11 protein-coding genes are annotated in these 15251 nt (G+C 62.7%); 2 read left to right on the top strand and 9 right to left on the bottom strand.

Annotated features, from left to right (window positions below):
- Nucleotides 1-300 precede the first annotated feature (300 nt).
- The 4 genes from G404_RS20190 to G404_RS0115840 all read right to left on the bottom strand — a co-directional run bounded on the left by G404_RS20190 (nt 301) and on the right by G404_RS0115840 (nt 7187).
- Nucleotides 301-966: a transposase gene (locus G404_RS20190; protein ID WP_084601399.1), complete on the bottom strand. Its 666-nt coding sequence runs from the start codon at nt 964-966 to the stop codon at nt 301-303.
- A 118-nt stretch (nt 967-1084) separates the two neighbouring features.
- On the bottom strand, nt 1085-2143 hold the full coding sequence (locus tag G404_RS0115850; protein ID WP_169719723.1) for an acyltransferase family protein: 1059 nt from the start codon (nt 2141-2143) through the stop codon (nt 1085-1087).
- 431 nt (nt 2144-2574) lie between these two features.
- Nucleotides 2575-4377 (bottom strand): translation elongation factor 4, encoded by a 1803-nt coding sequence (lepA, locus tag G404_RS0115845; protein WP_028641951.1) that lies wholly within the window; start codon nt 4375-4377, stop codon nt 2575-2577.
- A 59-nt stretch (nt 4378-4436) separates the two neighbouring features.
- Entirely contained in the window at nt 4437-7187 is a 2751-nt protein-coding gene (locus tag G404_RS0115840; protein ID WP_084601395.1) for an EAL domain-containing protein, read from the bottom strand.
- A gap of 258 nt (nt 7188-7445) precedes the next feature.
- Between G404_RS0115840 and G404_RS0115835 the strand changes: the two genes are divergently transcribed.
- Complete coding sequence (locus G404_RS0115835; protein ID WP_051280838.1) at nt 7446-8288, top strand: alpha/beta fold hydrolase; 843 nt, start codon at nt 7446-7448, stop codon at nt 8286-8288.
- Nucleotides 8289-8380: 92 nt separating this feature from the next.
- Nucleotides 8381-10129, top strand: coding sequence for an N-acyl-D-amino-acid deacylase family protein (locus tag G404_RS0115830; RefSeq protein ID WP_028641948.1), 1749 nt, complete (start codon nt 8381-8383; stop codon nt 10127-10129).
- A gap of 10 nt (nt 10130-10139) precedes the next feature.
- On the opposite strand, the gene G404_RS0115825 is transcribed toward G404_RS0115830, so the two are convergent.
- The 5 genes from G404_RS0115825 to fabD form a co-directional block, all read right to left on the bottom strand.
- Nucleotides 10140-11567 carry a globin-coupled sensor protein gene (locus G404_RS0115825; RefSeq protein ID WP_028641947.1) on the bottom strand — a complete coding sequence of 476 codons (1428 nt, stop codon included), beginning with the start codon at nt 11565-11567 and terminating at the stop codon, nt 10140-10142.
- Nucleotides 11568-11677: 110 nt separating this feature from the next.
- On the bottom strand, nt 11678-12796 hold the full coding sequence (gene dnaN / locus G404_RS0115820) for a DNA polymerase III subunit beta (RefSeq protein ID WP_028641946.1): 1119 nt from the start codon (nt 12794-12796) through the stop codon (nt 11678-11680).
- A 210-nt stretch (nt 12797-13006) separates the two neighbouring features.
- Nucleotides 13007-13531, bottom strand: coding sequence for a hypothetical protein (locus tag G404_RS0115815; protein WP_156906332.1), 525 nt, complete (start codon nt 13529-13531; stop codon nt 13007-13009).
- On the bottom strand, nt 13531-14295 hold the full coding sequence (gene fabG / locus G404_RS0115810; protein ID WP_028641944.1) for a 3-oxoacyl-ACP reductase FabG: 765 nt from the start codon (nt 14293-14295) through the stop codon (nt 13531-13533). Before fabG ends, G404_RS0115815 begins: the two co-directional genes overlap by 1 nt.
- Nucleotides 14296-14300: 5 nt before the next feature.
- Nucleotides 14301-15236, bottom strand: coding sequence for an ACP S-malonyltransferase (gene fabD, locus G404_RS0115805; protein ID WP_028641943.1), 936 nt, complete (start codon nt 15234-15236; stop codon nt 14301-14303).
- Nucleotides 15237-15251 lie beyond the last annotated feature (15 nt).

The raw sequence follows: 15251 nt of genomic DNA, 5'->3' as shown, positions 1-15251 counted from the left end.
GCGGTGCCACGCGACCTATTCCGCCGTATTCTTGCCAACATCGCTGATCTGCGTTGTCGAGCACCGACCCAATGCTGACCGCAAGCTCTGAGCCCTGCATCGGCACCGACAGGCAAGTTGCGTCCGGCTTCCGTGAAAATCACGCTTTTTGCGCGGGCCGACCAGACCTATTGCCAGATTGGAGCGTCAAGGAGCGGCTGAAAGCGCCAGCACGCCAAAATCCGGTTGCGCAATGCCATCCCATACGGCAATCGTGCCCTCAATCGGCCTTCTCTTGGGGGCCATCTGGGAAATGTCGGCTTAATTATCCCTCGGTTTTGGCCCACGTTTTTGTGGTGTAGGATCGCGTCCAAGTATTGCTTCAACACGTTCAAGGAATGCGCTTGTTCCCAACGGACGACCGACCGATTCTGATCGCCGCAGCGCATCGGACAACTCCTGATCCTCGCCCGACGCCAGCAGCGCCGCAAAATTGGGAACCCGGTCCAGAACAGGACGAGTATCTGTCATGCCGTCACCACACTCGGGATCAAGCAAAGCGTGCACACTCGACCAGCGCCAGTCATTCGCGCGGGTAACCATCCCCGCCCGTACAGGGTTGAGCGCAACATAGCGCAACGCTGCCAGTAGATGCGGTTCATCCATCGCTACACAGCCAAAGCGCCCTCGCCAAAAATGTCCCGTCCGCTTTTCGCGCGCATGTATCCGGCCGGCATAAGTGCGATGCACTTTCGACAACGCACCGCGCAAGGCATCAACATGATCGGGAACCAGCACAAGATGCACATGATTTGGCATCAGCACCCAACTCCAAATCGCAACGCCGTGCGCAGCGCACTGCACCGCCAGCAAATCACGATAAGCCGCATAGTCCTCTGCCGTAAAGAAAGTCTGCTGCCGCCCATTGCCGCGCTGCGTCACATGGTGGGGTATGCCAGGAATTACATATCGAGCCAGTCGCGCCATGAACGCACCTTCTCACGCGCGAAACGACATGTCAATTAAGTGCAGCGTCACCGTAATTCGACATGTCAATTAAGTGCAGCGTCACCGTAATTCGTCACCGTAATTCGTGTTGAACTGATTACCTGCGGACCGGGCGTCCAAACCCGCCGACTGCAACCATATTTGTGCGTTCGGCGACCCAAAAAAGGAACAATGGCCCGCAAAAGCCGAATACCAGACAAACCGGAAACAGAACGAAGGGCGCGTAGACACCAATCATCCGCAAAATTGCGATCCTCGCAGCGGCGATGAAAAATATGTGGCTTATGTAGATCGGCATAGAATGGCGCCCAAGAAAGTTAAGTACTGTGTTTGAGCGAAAAGCCTGCGCCGCCGCAATCGTCGCAATCGTACCGGATATAGCGGCTCCCGTAGCTACGAACGAAAATGGATCAGGCTCTACTGACTTCGCCCACCAAGAAAGCGGAATAAGCAGGAGCGCCGCTCCAGCTCCAATAACACTAGGGACGGTGTATCGGACAAGCATTGGCCCGTAAGCGACCGCAATCGCATAAAAAATAAATAAATGAGCTAGTAGGTGGCAAAAAGGTGGCAGTGACAGGAGCGCGTCGCCGACCAATGTTATCAGGCCAAGTGCGATCATCACCAGCGGAAAACGGCCGATCATTGCGGCGATGAGGTGATAGGCTACCAACGCCCAAAGAAACCATAGCCAAGCAATGGGTGTCCACAACAGCGTGATGTCAACGACCGAGGTATCTACCGGATTGCGAACATTTTTTCCCAGCCACTCGGCAATCAAAATTAACGTGCCCCATAACAAATAGGGCCAGACAAGCGTCAACCCCATAGGCCTCAAAAACGCCACTACACCACGCTCAATTCGTGGCCTAACAAAGAGGCCGGCCAAAAACATAAATACCTGCATAGGAAATGATCGTAATATAAAAATTACAAATTGATAAAATTCTCCGCCATTTACAATTCTAGAATCTTGCAAATTCATCATAACGTGAACAAAAACTACTATGATTATGCCAATTCCACGCGAACTGTCAATCCACTCAAGTCTTATCGATTCGCTAGTGTTTTCTTTATTAAAACTATCGCCCATATTATCCCGTAAATAATCATGATGATTTGGCATAATATTACGTCCATATATCGGATAGGGCATGACGTGACCCCCAACCTTCATCCAGTTGCGATTAGAGCCTCTGCCTCGTTGTTGCGCGAGAGCGCGGGTGAAGCAAGGGGCTGCGTAGCGTAGCCTCCGGCTATGCGAAATTACCGTGACAGAAATTACCGTGACAGGTGCGAAAACCCCTAAATTTCTTTAGGTTTCGGTCCGCGTTGTTTGGGAATTCCGAGTACAGTATACGAAATAGATGCTCGAGCCCACTGTTGGGCTACACCTGCATGCCGGCGAGCGACGGGCTTGAGGGTGCGAAACTCCGGAAAGCTTAACAACTAGAATTGGGCGTTTTACGTCACCGACATCTCGTCATCGCGGACTGCAGTGTACGATCTGGCACCGCGCCCGGCCTCATTGCCCCTCCACCGCACTTCGGACGCTTCCCCGTTGCGGAGAGAACTGCCGGGCAATACCTATTCTTCGCCCATGCGCAGCGCCGCGATGAAGGCTTCCTGGGGGATCTGCACGCTGCCGTATTCGCGCATGCGTTTCTTGCCCTCTTTCTGCTTGTCGAGCAGCTTTTTCTTGCGGCTGATGTCGCCGCCATAGCATTTGGCGGTCACGTCCTTGCGCATCGCGGCGATCGTTTCGCGCGCGATCACCTTGGCGCCGATCGCGGCCTGGATCGGGATCTTGAACAGGTGGCGGGGGATCAGGTCTTTCAGCCGTTCGACCAGGCCGCGGCCGCGGGCATCGGCCTGGCTGCGGTGGACGATCATGCTCAGCGCGTCGACCGGTTCGTTGTTGACCAGGATGTTCATCTTGACCAGATCGCCTTCGCGCAGGCCGATCTGTTCGTAATCGAAACTGGCATAGCCGCGGCTGATCGATTTCAGCCGGTCATAGAAATCGAACACCACTTCGTTCAGCGGCAATTCGTAATTCACCTGCGCGCGGCCGCCCACATAGGTCAGCCCGGTCTGGATGCCGCGCCGGTCCTGGCACAGCTTCAGGATCGAGCCCAGGTATTCATCGGGGGTATAGATCGTTGCCTTGATCCACGGTTCGAACATCGTGTCGATCTTCACCGGGTCGGGCATGTCCGACGGGTTGTGCAGCGTCACTTCGCTGCCGTCGGTCATCGACAGGCGATAGACCACGCTGGGCGCGGTGGTGATCAGATCCAGATCGTATTCGCGGCTCAGCCGTTCCTGGATGATTTCCAGGTGCAGCAGGCCAAGGAACCCGCAGCGATAGCCAAAGCCAAGCGCCGCGCTGGTTTCCATTTCAAAGCTGAAGCTGGCGTCGTTCAGCCGCAATTTGCCGATCGAATCGCGCAGCTTTTCAAAATCGGCGGCATCGGTCGGAAACAGCCCGCAGAACACCACCGGTTGCACTTCTTTAAAGCCGGGCAATGCGTGCACCGCACCGCCTTTGACCGTGGTGATCGTGTCGCCCACGCGGGCCTGTGCCACCTCTTTGATCTGGGCGGTGATAAACCCGATTTCGCCGGGCCCCAGTTCGGGCAGCTGTTCGATCTTGGGCCGCATGCAGCCCACCCGATCGATCAGGTGTTCGGTGTCGCCCGCCATGAAACGCACCTGCAACCCCTTGCGGATCACGCCGTCGATGATGCGCACCAGGATGACCACGCCAAGGTATGGATCGTACCAGCTGTCGACCAGCATGGCCTTCAACGGGGCATTGCGATCGCCCTTTGGCGGGGGGATGCGGGTCACGATCGCTTCCAGCACTTCGGCAATGCCGATCCCCGCCTTGGCGCTGGTCATCACCGCCTGGCTGGCGTCAAGCCCGATCACGTCTTCGATCTGCGCCTTGACGCGTTCGGGTTCGGCGGCGGGCAGGTCGATCTTGTTGATCACCGGCACGATTTCGTGATCGTGTTCGATCGATTGATACACGTTGGCAAGCGTCTGCGCCTCGACCCCTTGCGCCGCATCCACCACCAGCAGCGCGCCTTCGCACGCGGCCAGGCTGCGGCTGACTTCATAGGCAAAGTCGACGTGGCCGGGCGTGTCCATCAGATTGAGCTGATAGGTCTTGCCGTCGTTGGCTGGATAATCCAGCCGCACGGTCTGCGCCTTGATCGTGATGCCGCGTTCGCGCTCGATATCCATGTTGTCGAGCACCTGCGCCGACATTTCGCGTTCGGACAGCCCTCCGGTAAACTGGATCAGGCGGTCGGCCAAAGTCGATTTGCCGTGGTCGATGTGGGCAATGATGGAAAAATTGCGGATCAGCGCGAGTTCGGTCATGCGCGCCCCGTTAGCAGGGCGTCGGGCAACTGTCATCCCGGCTCGACAGGCAAGTGCGATTACCCGGTACGGCGCTGGCCACTGTCGAGCGTTACCCCGGCTGCGGCGGCCGGCGCCCGGCGCGTGCGGCGCGCGCTGATCACCGCGATGCGCCCTTCTTCATCAAGTTCCAGCGGCTCGGAAAATTCGATGCCCATGCGATCCTCTTCGGACCAGCGCGCGGTGGCGCTGACCAGGTGACCATCGGCCATGTGGATGCGGAACACCGTGCCCGCCGGCACATTGCGCAGCCCTTCCAGCAGTGCGCCGGTCTGGCTGATGTTGCGCACGGTCACGTCATAGCGGTGCCCGCCGTGATCCAGCGACACCCGGCGCAGCAGCGATTGCCGCATCGCACGCGCCGCGCGCGGCCCGCGGGCAATCGCCACCAGCCCGCTGCCCAGCCGTTCGGCGGCGGCCTGTGCCGACAGCGGCCGTTCGTAGATATAACCCTGGACATGGCTGCACCCGAGCAGGCGCACCAGATCGAGCTCATCCAGCGTTTCGACACCTTCGGCGGTGGTTTCCATGTTCAACGCTTCGGCCAGGCTGACGATCGAGGCGATGATCGCGCCGTTGCGGCTGCCCGGCTGGGTGGCGCCGCGCACGAACGACTGGTCGATCTTGATCTTGTCGAACGGCGCTTTTTTCAGATAGCCGAGCGAGGAATAGCCGGTGCCGAAATCATCGAGCGCCAGCCGCACGCCGATGCGTTTGAGCGCGCGGAACATCGCCTCGTTGCCGTCATCGTCGTTGATGAACACGCTTTCGGTGATTTCCAGTTCAAGCCGGTCGGCATCGATCCCGGCCGAGGCCAGCGCGCTGGTCACAATGCCCGGCAGCGCGGGATTGGCAAATTGTAACGCGGACACATTGACCGCCACGCGCACATTGCCCGGCCAGTTTGCCACATCCTTGCACGCATGGCGCAGCGCCCATTCGCCGATCTGTGCGATCAGCCCGGCGTCTTCGGCAATCGGGATGAATTTGGCGGGCGAAATGAAACCGTGCTGCGGATGGTTCCAGCGCAGCAACGCTTCAAACCCGGTGATCTTCTCGGTCGTGGTCTGCACCACGGGCTGATAATACAGCTGCAACTGGCCATGCGCCAGGGCATCGCGCAAGTCTTCTTCCAGCTGGCGCCGTTCCTCGGCATCGCTGTGCAGATCGGGCGCATAGAAATGGAACCGCCCGCGCCCGGCATCCTTGGCCGCATACAGCGCCAGATCGGCATTGCGGATCAGCGCTTCGCTGGTCACCCCGTCATCGGGTGCGATCGCAATCCCGATCGAGGCGCCGATCATCACCCGGCTGCCATCAAGGTCGTACGATTGCGACAGGCTTTCGATGATATGCGCGGCAATCTGCGCCAGGATCGGCCGTTCGATGCGTCCGGGCAGGATGATCTGGAATTCGTCACCCCCCAGCCGGCCGACCCGGCCGGCCGAACCGACCCCGCGTTCAAGCCGCTGTGCCACCTGTTTGAGCAACTGGTCGCCGGCGGGATGCCCCAGCGTATCGTTGACCTGTTTGAACCGGTCGAGATCGATCAGGAACACCGCGCAGGCGCGCTGTCGCATTTGCGGCGCGATCAGGATCTTTTCGAGCGATTGCGACATGAAAAACCGGTTGGACAATCCGGTCAGCGAATCGAAATGGGCCAGGCGCGACACATGCTCCTGCGTGCGGCGTCGCTCGGTCAGATCGGCACCGGACCCGCGAAACCCCTGGAAATTGTCGAACGTGTCATAGATCGGCCGGCCGGTGATCGCCCACCAGCGTTCTTCGTTCTTGACCGCGGCGCGCACCACCAGATCGCTGAAGCTTGACCGGGCGGTCAGATGAAAGGTCAAGGTGCGCTCGCCGCGATTGCCCGACGCCGGGCCGCCATCGGCGGTAACCGCGTGCTGATCCTCGATCTGGAACAGGTCGGTCAGCGGACGGCCTTCAAGATCGTCGGGGCTGCGCCCCAGCAGTTCGGCGACGGGCGCCGAAATATACAGGATCAGGCCGCGGCGGTCGGTTTCCCAGAACCAGCCCTGCCCGGTCTCTTCATAATCGGCCAGGATTTCCTGCGCGCGGGTCTGTGCGCGCGCCTCGTCCTGCAGACGCCGGTATTCGGCCAGATCAATCTCGCGCTGGCGGCCATAGGCCATGGCCCCGATCGCGCCGCCGATGATCAGCGCCAGCACGCCGCCCAGCGGCGACACCACGCACGTGATCGCCGCCCACAGCGCCACCTGCCCGCACACCAGTCCGGCCAGCCGCGCCGACTGGATGATCGTGGCGAGCAAGGCAATGCTGACCAGCACCGCCATCGCCTGCAGCCACGGCACCTGGCCCGATTGGGCCCAGTGCGCGATGCCCCAGCCATAGCCGAACATGGGCAGGGCGATCATCATGCCGACCATCGCAGTGCGTTTGCCCGTGCCATGGCTGAAATGATCGAACCGCCCGATCGTCAGCGCGCTGAGCGACAGCAGCGCCGCCGCCGCCGCCACCAGCGGCGACAGCAGATCGCCAAAGGCCTGGTTGGCAAGGACCAGAATGGTCAGCCCCAACCCCATCGGCAGCGCAATCTGCCACCATTCGGGGGCGATCATGCTGCGGTGATGCGATGCGCCGAACAGGAACCCCGCCCCGGCCTGGTCGGGCGGAAACCCCGCCCCGCGTTCGCGACGCGGCCGGCTGCGCGCATAGGCATTTGCCCGCACGCCCGACGGTTCCCCCCCCGCCGGTGCTTCGATCCTGTCGCGTATGCCCTGATTCATCGCGCCACAAATGGGCCCGGCGGCTTTGAGAAAGCGTTAAGCCTGACCCCGGCAATGCGCGAAACTGCACGCGATGGTACGGTTTTCGCAGCAATTTGCGCAATCGGATCACATGGCGCCGCCCCGCCTTGGTCGCGCGTCCCGGAACGGCACATGCCCGCGCAGTCCGGCGATGACGGCGCGGCCTTGCAAAAACCGGTACCCGCAATCTGCTGCGGGGGGTATGAGCGCGATCAACCGCCCATTCCACAGGCCGCAATGACAGACCCCAACCACCACACGCAGCAATCCGCCAACCGCACCGGCACCGCCCAGTTCACGATGATCGGCGCTGCCGGACGGCGCCTGCGCGTGGGCCAGTGGCATGGCGATGCAGGCGGCACGCCGCTGGTCATGCTGGGCGGTATCGGCATGAACATGGAAATGCTGGAACCTGTCGCACAGCAATTGCCCGGTCGGCATCTGATCAGCATCGACATGCCAGGCATCGGCCAGTCGCCCGATCCGATCTTTCCCTATACCATCGCGCAGATGGCGCTGACTTTGGCCGCGCTGCTCGACAAGCTGCAGATCGATGTGGTCGACATGCTGGGGATCAGCTGGGGCGGTGCGCTGGCCCAGCAATTCGCGTTTCAGCATCGCGCGCGCATCGGCCGGCTGGTGCTGGCGGCAACCTCGGCCGGCAGCGTGATGGTGCCGGGCAATCCCGCGATGATCGGGCATTGGATGGATCCGCTGGAATACACCGTCGAGGCCGCGCTGCGCCGCAATCTGGCCACGCTCTACAACGGTGGCGGGTCGGGCAAAGTGTCGCTCAACGCCGCCACCGCCCCCACGCCTGTCGGCTGGGCCTGCCAGCTGTCGGCCTTTGGCACGTGGAGCAGCGCTGCGTTCCTGCCGTTGCTGTCGATGCCGGTGCTGGTCATGGCCGACAACGAAGACCAGCTGATCCCGGTATCCAACGCGCATTTTCTGGCCAGTGCGATCCCCGGCAGCACGCTTGTGCTGTTTGATGGCGGCGGACACCTGTTCATGCTGTCGCACCCGCAGGCGTTTGCGCGCGCACTGGTCGCATTTCTGGACGACACGCCTGGCGGTTGACCGGACCGGCGCGCTGTGACGTAATCGCACGCACAACGGCGATACCCGGCCGCATTGGCACGAGTCGGATACGCCCCCTGGGAGAGCGATCCATGGCCCATTATGACCTGATCCTGCGCGGCGGCACGATTGTCGATGGCACCGGCGCGCCGCGCCACACCGGCGATGTTGCCATCCGCGACGGGCTGATTGCCGCGGTCGGCACGGTAACGGGTACGGCGCTGCGCGAAATCGACGCCACCGGGCTGGTGGTGGCACCCGGCTGGGTCGACATTCACACCCATTACGACGGCCAGGCCACGTGGGATGCGGAAATGGCGCCGTCGTCGTGGCACGGCGTGACCACCGCGATCATGGGCAATTGCGGGGTCGGCTTTGCGCCCGCCGCGCGCGATCGCCACGACTGGCTGATCGGCCTGATGGAAGGGGTCGAGGATATTCCCGGCACCGCCCTGGCCGAAGGGCTGACGTGGGATTGGGAAACCTTTCCCGAATATCTCGATGCGCTTGAACGGCTGCCGCGCAGCATCGATGTCGGCACGCACGTGCCCCACGGCGCGGTGCGCGCCTATGTCATGGGCGATCGCGAACGCCCCGGCGCAGTGCCGACAGGCGACGACATCACGAAAATGGCCGCGATCGTCGAAGAAGGCGTGCGCGCAGGCGCGCTGGGCTTTTCCACCAGCCGCACCGTGATCCACAAATCGATCGAGGGCGAAGTCGTGCCCGGCACCACCGCCACCGCCGAAGAACTGGTGGCAATCGGCCGGGCGATGGGCCGCGCGGGCCACGGCGTGTTCGAACTGGCCAGCGACCTGCGACCCGAATGGCGCGAATTCGACTGGATGGGCGCGATCAGTCGTGAAACCGGCCTGCCGGTGGTGTTTGCCGCGCTGCAATCGATCGCGCGCGAAACCACGCTGGACGACCAGATCGCCGAAATGGCGCGCCAGAATGCCCGCGGCGCGCGGATCGTGGCGGCGATCGCGTTGCGCGGCAACGGCGTGATCATGGGCTGGCGCGGCACGGTGCATCCCTTCCGGTTTCGGCCGAGCTGGGCCGCGATCGAGGCGCTGCCCTGGGACGAACAGCGTGCCCGGCTGAAAGATGCGGATTTTCGCGCCCAACTGCTCGGCGAAGCCAATGTCTATCCCGAAAGCGACATCGTCCACCTGTTCCGCGCGCTGGCCGAAGGGTGGGGCCAGCTTTACGAAATGGACGACGATTTCGATTACGAACCGCAACGCCCCGCCAGCATCGCGGCGCGCGCCGCCGCGCGCGGCGTGACGCCTGCGGAATACGCCTATGACCTGATGACCCAGGGCGATGGCACCGGGTTCATCTATTTCCCCATTCTCAACTATGCCGACGGCAATCTCGACTTTCTCGAGCAACTGCAGGCGCGCGATGATTGCGTGAATTCGCTCAGCGACGGCGGTGCGCATTGCGGCACGATCTGCGATGCCGCCTCGCCCACGTTCATGTTGCAACACTGGGTGCGCGATCGCCCGCGCGGCGGCCGCCTGAAGCTTGAAACCGCGGTGAAACGGCAAAGCCATGACACCGCGCGGCTTTATGGCCTGGATGACCGCGGCGTGATCGCGCCGGGTGCGCTGGCCGATATCAACGTGATCGATTTCGACCACCTGACGCTCGAACGGCCGTGGCTGGCGTTCGATCTGCCCGCAGGTGGCAAACGCCTGCTGCAACGCGCAACGGGCTATCGCTACACGATCAAATCGGGCGTGGTTACCTTTGAAGACGGCACCTGGACCGGGGCCACCCCGGGCGGCGTGCTGCGCGGTCCGCAGCGCGCCGCCATCCTGGCCGCCGCGGAATAAGCCGCACCGGTCAGGCTGCGCGCCGCATGCCGCTGCCAATGCCGTCCGCCGCGGCATCGACGCGAAACATGTCAACCTGGCTGGTCAACTGGTCGGCGGTATCGGCCAGGCTTCGCGCGGCGGCGGTTGCCTGTTCGACCATGGCCGCGTTGTGCTGCGTCATGGTGTCAAGTTCCCTGACGGTTTCGCGCAATTCACCGATCTGGGTTGCCTGACCGCTGGCGGTGGCCGCAATCGTGCGCGCGAGATCGGCAATTTCGCCGACTTTGCCCACGATCCGGTCAAATGTGGCACCGGTCTGTCCGACCAGATCGACCCCGCGTTCAACCTGCAGTCCGCTTGCGCCGATCAGCGTCTTGATGTCGCGCGCGGCGTCGGCCGACCGTTGCGCCAACGCGCGGACTTCATTGGCAACAACCGCAAAGCCGCGCCCGGCATCACCCGCGCGGGCAGCCTCGACCCCGGCGTTGAGCGCCAGCAGATTGGTCTGAAAGGCGATCCCGTCGATTACCGTGATGATCTTGCCGATCTCTTGTGCCGAGCGATGGATGTCGGTCATCGCGGCCACCGCTTCGCCCACGACTTTGCCGCCTTCCATCGCATCGCCATGCGCCTGCTGCACCGAATCGTGCATATGCCCGGCATCGATGGCGGTCTGTCCGACACTGCCGGCAAGCGACGTCATGGCAGCCGAAGCCTCTTCCAGGCTGGCAGCCTGGTGCTCGGTGCGCATCGCCAGATCATCGGAGGCCTGACGGATTTCCTGCGCCCCGCTTTCAACCTGGCGCGCATTGTCGGCAACATAGCCCAGCGCGGTGCTGACCTTTGTCCGCATCGCTTCGAAATCGCGCTGCAAATCCTCGTAACCCGGCGGCAGGCGCTCCAGCCGCGTGACGAAATCGCCATCGGTCATCACGTGCAATGCATCGCCCAGCGAACTGATCACGCCTGCACGGCGTTCGGCTTCGACTTCAAAATACGTGGCCAGCGCGATTTCCATGTCGAACAGCGCCATCTTGACCAGGCTGCCGACCGTATGGCCAAGCCGCCTGCCCAGTGGACCGAAACTGTCGCGCACAATCGCCTTCAGCACATCGTCGAGCACCGCGGCATAGGCGCCGATGTACCAGCGCGGCTCAAGCCCGATGCGGGCATGCACGCGTCCGATCTTTTCCGCCGATGCAAAATAGGCCTGATCGGGCGCACCCGAAAACATGCGGTCCCAATGTTCGACCTGTTTGGCCCGGGCATGGTCGATAACCGCGCGCGAAGAAAACATGCGCGCCGTCTCGGGCGTCTGGCCGATCCGATGATACAGCCGATCCAGCGCATGCGCACCGTGCCTGCGCATGGCCTTTTCGATCCTGGCGAAGTGCCCGAAGTCTTTCGCAGCCAGGCCGAAAAAGGCGGCTTTGGCCGCGGTGTCCTGCTTATGCATCAGCGTGTGTTCCTATAACAGAATACACATGCGCTAGATGCAAGAGATGAAGTCGCGCAACCGGCGGTTATACGGGTCAACGCGTAACCGCCGTGCCACCGGCCCTGTCGTCAGACGCGCATCGGCATCAGCACGTACAAGGCTGCCGACTGATCATTCTTGCGGATCAGCGTGGGGGCACCCGCATCGGCCAGATGCAGTTCGACCAGATCACCGTCGATCTGGCTAAGAATATCCTTGAGATAGTTGGCGTTGAAGCCGATTTCGAAACCTTCCGCGCGATAATCGGCGGCGATCTCTTCGGCGGCGGTGCCGTTGTCCGGGCTGGTAACCGACAGCGTGACCCGGTCGTTGTCGAGCGCCATTTTCACCGCGCGGGTCTTTTCGGTGGCGATCGTCGCAACGCGGTCGACGCCCTCGAAAAACGCGCGCGGGTCAAGCCGCAGCAGCTTGTCGTTGCCGGTCGGGATCACCCGGTTGTAATCGGGAAATGTGCCGTCGATCAGCTTGCTGGTCAGCACCACGCCGAATTCGCCACCCAGCGTAAAGCGCACCTTGCTGGCCGACAGGTCGATCAGCACATTGGTGTCGAGCACGTCTTCCAGCAGTTTGCGCAACTCGGCCACGCATTTGCGCGGGATGATCACGTCGGGCATCGCCTCGGCTCCTTCGGGCCGCGCCAGCGTGTAGCGCGCCAGACGGTGACCGTCGGTGGCGGCCGCCTTCAGCACGTCATCGCTGACGTGAAAAAAGATGCCGTTGAGGTAATAGCGCGTTTCCTCGGTCGAAATCGCAAACCGCGTGCGGTCGATCAGTTCGGCCAGGGTGCGTGCAGGAATTTCAAAGCTGGTCGGCAGATCGCCTTCGACAATCACCGGAAAATCGTCGCGCGGCAGCGTGGGCAGCTGAAACCGGCTGCGCCCGGCCTTGACCACCATGCGGTTGTCGACCGTTTCCAGGCTGACTTGCGAACCGTCGGGCAGCTTGCGCGCGATGTCGAACAACAGGTGCGCCGACACGGTGATCGCGCCCGCGGCCTCGACACTTGCGGCGGGCATCGATTCGATCACCTGCAGGTCAAGGTCGGTCGCCATCAGCTTGACCGAGCCGCTGGCCGATGCATCGATCAGCACGTTGGACAGGATCGGGATGGTGTTGCGGCGCTCTACCACCGATTGCACATGGGACAGACAGCGCAGCAGTGTCGCGCGTTCGATGGTGGCCTTCATTCTCGTCTCGATCCCTCGGTCATGCCATCCCGGTCGCGTTCAGCCCCGCAGCGAAGCGGATTCGCGCAAGGTCTGTTGCGGTTTCGGACCACCTTCCATAACCACGCCGGGTGCCTTCGCAAGCACGGACCGTACCTTGGCGGTCGAAGTTGTGCATAAAATCGGTATCGCTGACGCGTGGCGCTGCCCGGGGCAGGCCTTGCGGCGCCGCTAATCGATATCGCGCAGGCCATCGAACATGTTGGCCGTGGCCACAATCCACGCCGCGATCAGGGCCCACCCGTCGGGCGTGATCGCCTTGGGGTCCTTGCCCGCATGCGCCATGGCATCGGCGACCATGCGCAGATCGCCCTGCGTCACTTTGTCGGCGGGGTTGTTGGCATTGCCCGGCCCGATATCGAGCGTGCGGTCGATCAGCGCAGACGACACGCCTGCCGCCGCCAGCCGCGCATCGATCACATCGCGACCCATCCGCCCCAGCACATAGCTGAAATAGGCATCGCGCTGCCTGGCATTGAGAAACTGGTCGGCAGCGCAACGGTCGGTCACCACGCGCAGATCATCGAGCACAGCCCGGCCTTGGGCAAAGTCATGGCTGACGATCACATCGGCAACGCGGGTATCAAGCCCCTGGGGTGCTGCCTGCAGCGCGCAGGCCAGCGCCTCTGGCGGGCGCGCCGCGGCCGGGCTGGCGCAGGCCAGCGCGGCGAACACGACGATCCCGCCACGCCGCATCAGGACAGCATCGCCATGCCGCCGTTCACATGCAGCGTCTGCCCGGTCACATAACCGGCCTCGCGGCTGGCGAGATAGGCCACCGCCGCGCCGATATCGCTGCCTTCGCCCATGCGGCCCATCGGAATGCGCGCATTCAGCGCATCCTTTTGCGCATCGGGCAGAACTTCGGTCATCGCGGTGCGGATGAACCCCGGCGCCACGCAGTTCACCGTGATGCCGCGGCTTGCCAGTTCCTGTCCAAGCGATTTCGACATGCCGACCAGCCCCGCCTTGGCCGCGGCATAGTTGGCCTGACCGGGGTTGCCGGTGGCGCCCACCACGCTGGTAACGGTAACGATGCGGCCATGGCGCGCCTTCATCATCGGGCGCGCGGCGGCGCGCATCAGGCGAAACGCGGCTTCCAGATTGACGCGGATCACCTGATCCCATTCGTCATCCTTCATCCGCATGATCAGGTTGTCGCGCGTGATCCCGGCGTTGTTGACCAGGATGTCGATCTTGCCCAGCGTGTCGATCGTGGCAGGCACCAGCTGTTCCACCGATTCCGCCTTCGACAGATCGCAGGTGATCTCGACATGGTCATGGCCATAGGTATCGTTCAGCTCTTCGCGAAACGCGCGCAGCTTGGCCGCGTTGGTGCCTGACAGCGCGATCCGCGCGCCCTGGCGTGCCAAGGCATGACAAATGGCCGAACCAATACCGCCGGCGGCCCCGGTGACCAGCGCGGTATGCCCGGTCAGATCGAAAAGACGGTGTTCCATATGCCTTACAGGTCCTTCAGCAATGCTTCGATATCGGCCATCGTCACCACGCTGGTCACCGACACATCGGCGACACTGCGCGAAATCATCGGGCCCAGCACTTTGCCGCCCAGTTCGACAAATTGCTCCACCCCGGCGGCGCCCATCGCGATCGCGCTTTCGCGCCAGCGCACGCGGCCCGTCACCTGTTCGACCAGCAGGCGCGCGATTTGCGCCGGATCGGTCACCGGCGCGGCGGTCACATTGGCATAAAGCGCCACCGACAGCGCGCGCGGCGCGGTGGCCGCAAACGCCGCAGCCATCGCATCGGCCGCGGGCTGCATCAGCGCGCAGTGGAACGGCGCCGATACCGGCAGCAGCACGCCGCGCTTGATGCCGAAATCCTTGACCAGCGCCACCGCGCGCTCGATCGCGGCCTTATGCCCCGACAGCACCACCTGGCCCGGATCGTTGTCATTGGCCACGGTGCACACGTCGCCCTCGGCCGCCGCCTCGGCCAGCGCGGTGGCCTTGGCAATGTCGGCGCCCAGCAGTGCGGCCATCGAACCCATTCCCACCGGCACCGCAGCCTGCATCGCCTGCCCGCGCAGCTTCAACAGGCGCGCAGTATCGGCCAGCGAAAATGCGCCCGCTGCACACAGCGCTGTGTATTCGCCCAGGCTGTGCCCCGCGACGAAATCGGCCTTGTCGGCAATCGCCATGCCGCCTTCCTTTTCCAGCACGCGCAGCACCGCGATGGCGTGCGCCATGATCGCAGGTTGCGCATTTTCGGTCAGGGTCAGCGCGTCTTCGGGCCCTTCGGCCATGATCTGGAACAGTTTCTGCCCCAGCGCTTCATCCACTTCTTCAAACACTTCGCGCGCAGCCGCACTGGCGGCGGCAAGCTCTGTGCCCATGCCGACCTTCTGACTGCCCTGCCCTGGAAAAACAAATGCTCGCATGGTCTGTGATATCTC

It is taken from the genome of Novosphingobium acidiphilum DSM 19966, from assembly GCF_000429005.1.
Classification (GTDB): domain Bacteria; phylum Pseudomonadota; class Alphaproteobacteria; order Sphingomonadales; family Sphingomonadaceae; genus Novosphingobium; species Novosphingobium acidiphilum.
This window is presented reverse-complemented; position numbering and strand designations above follow the sequence as displayed.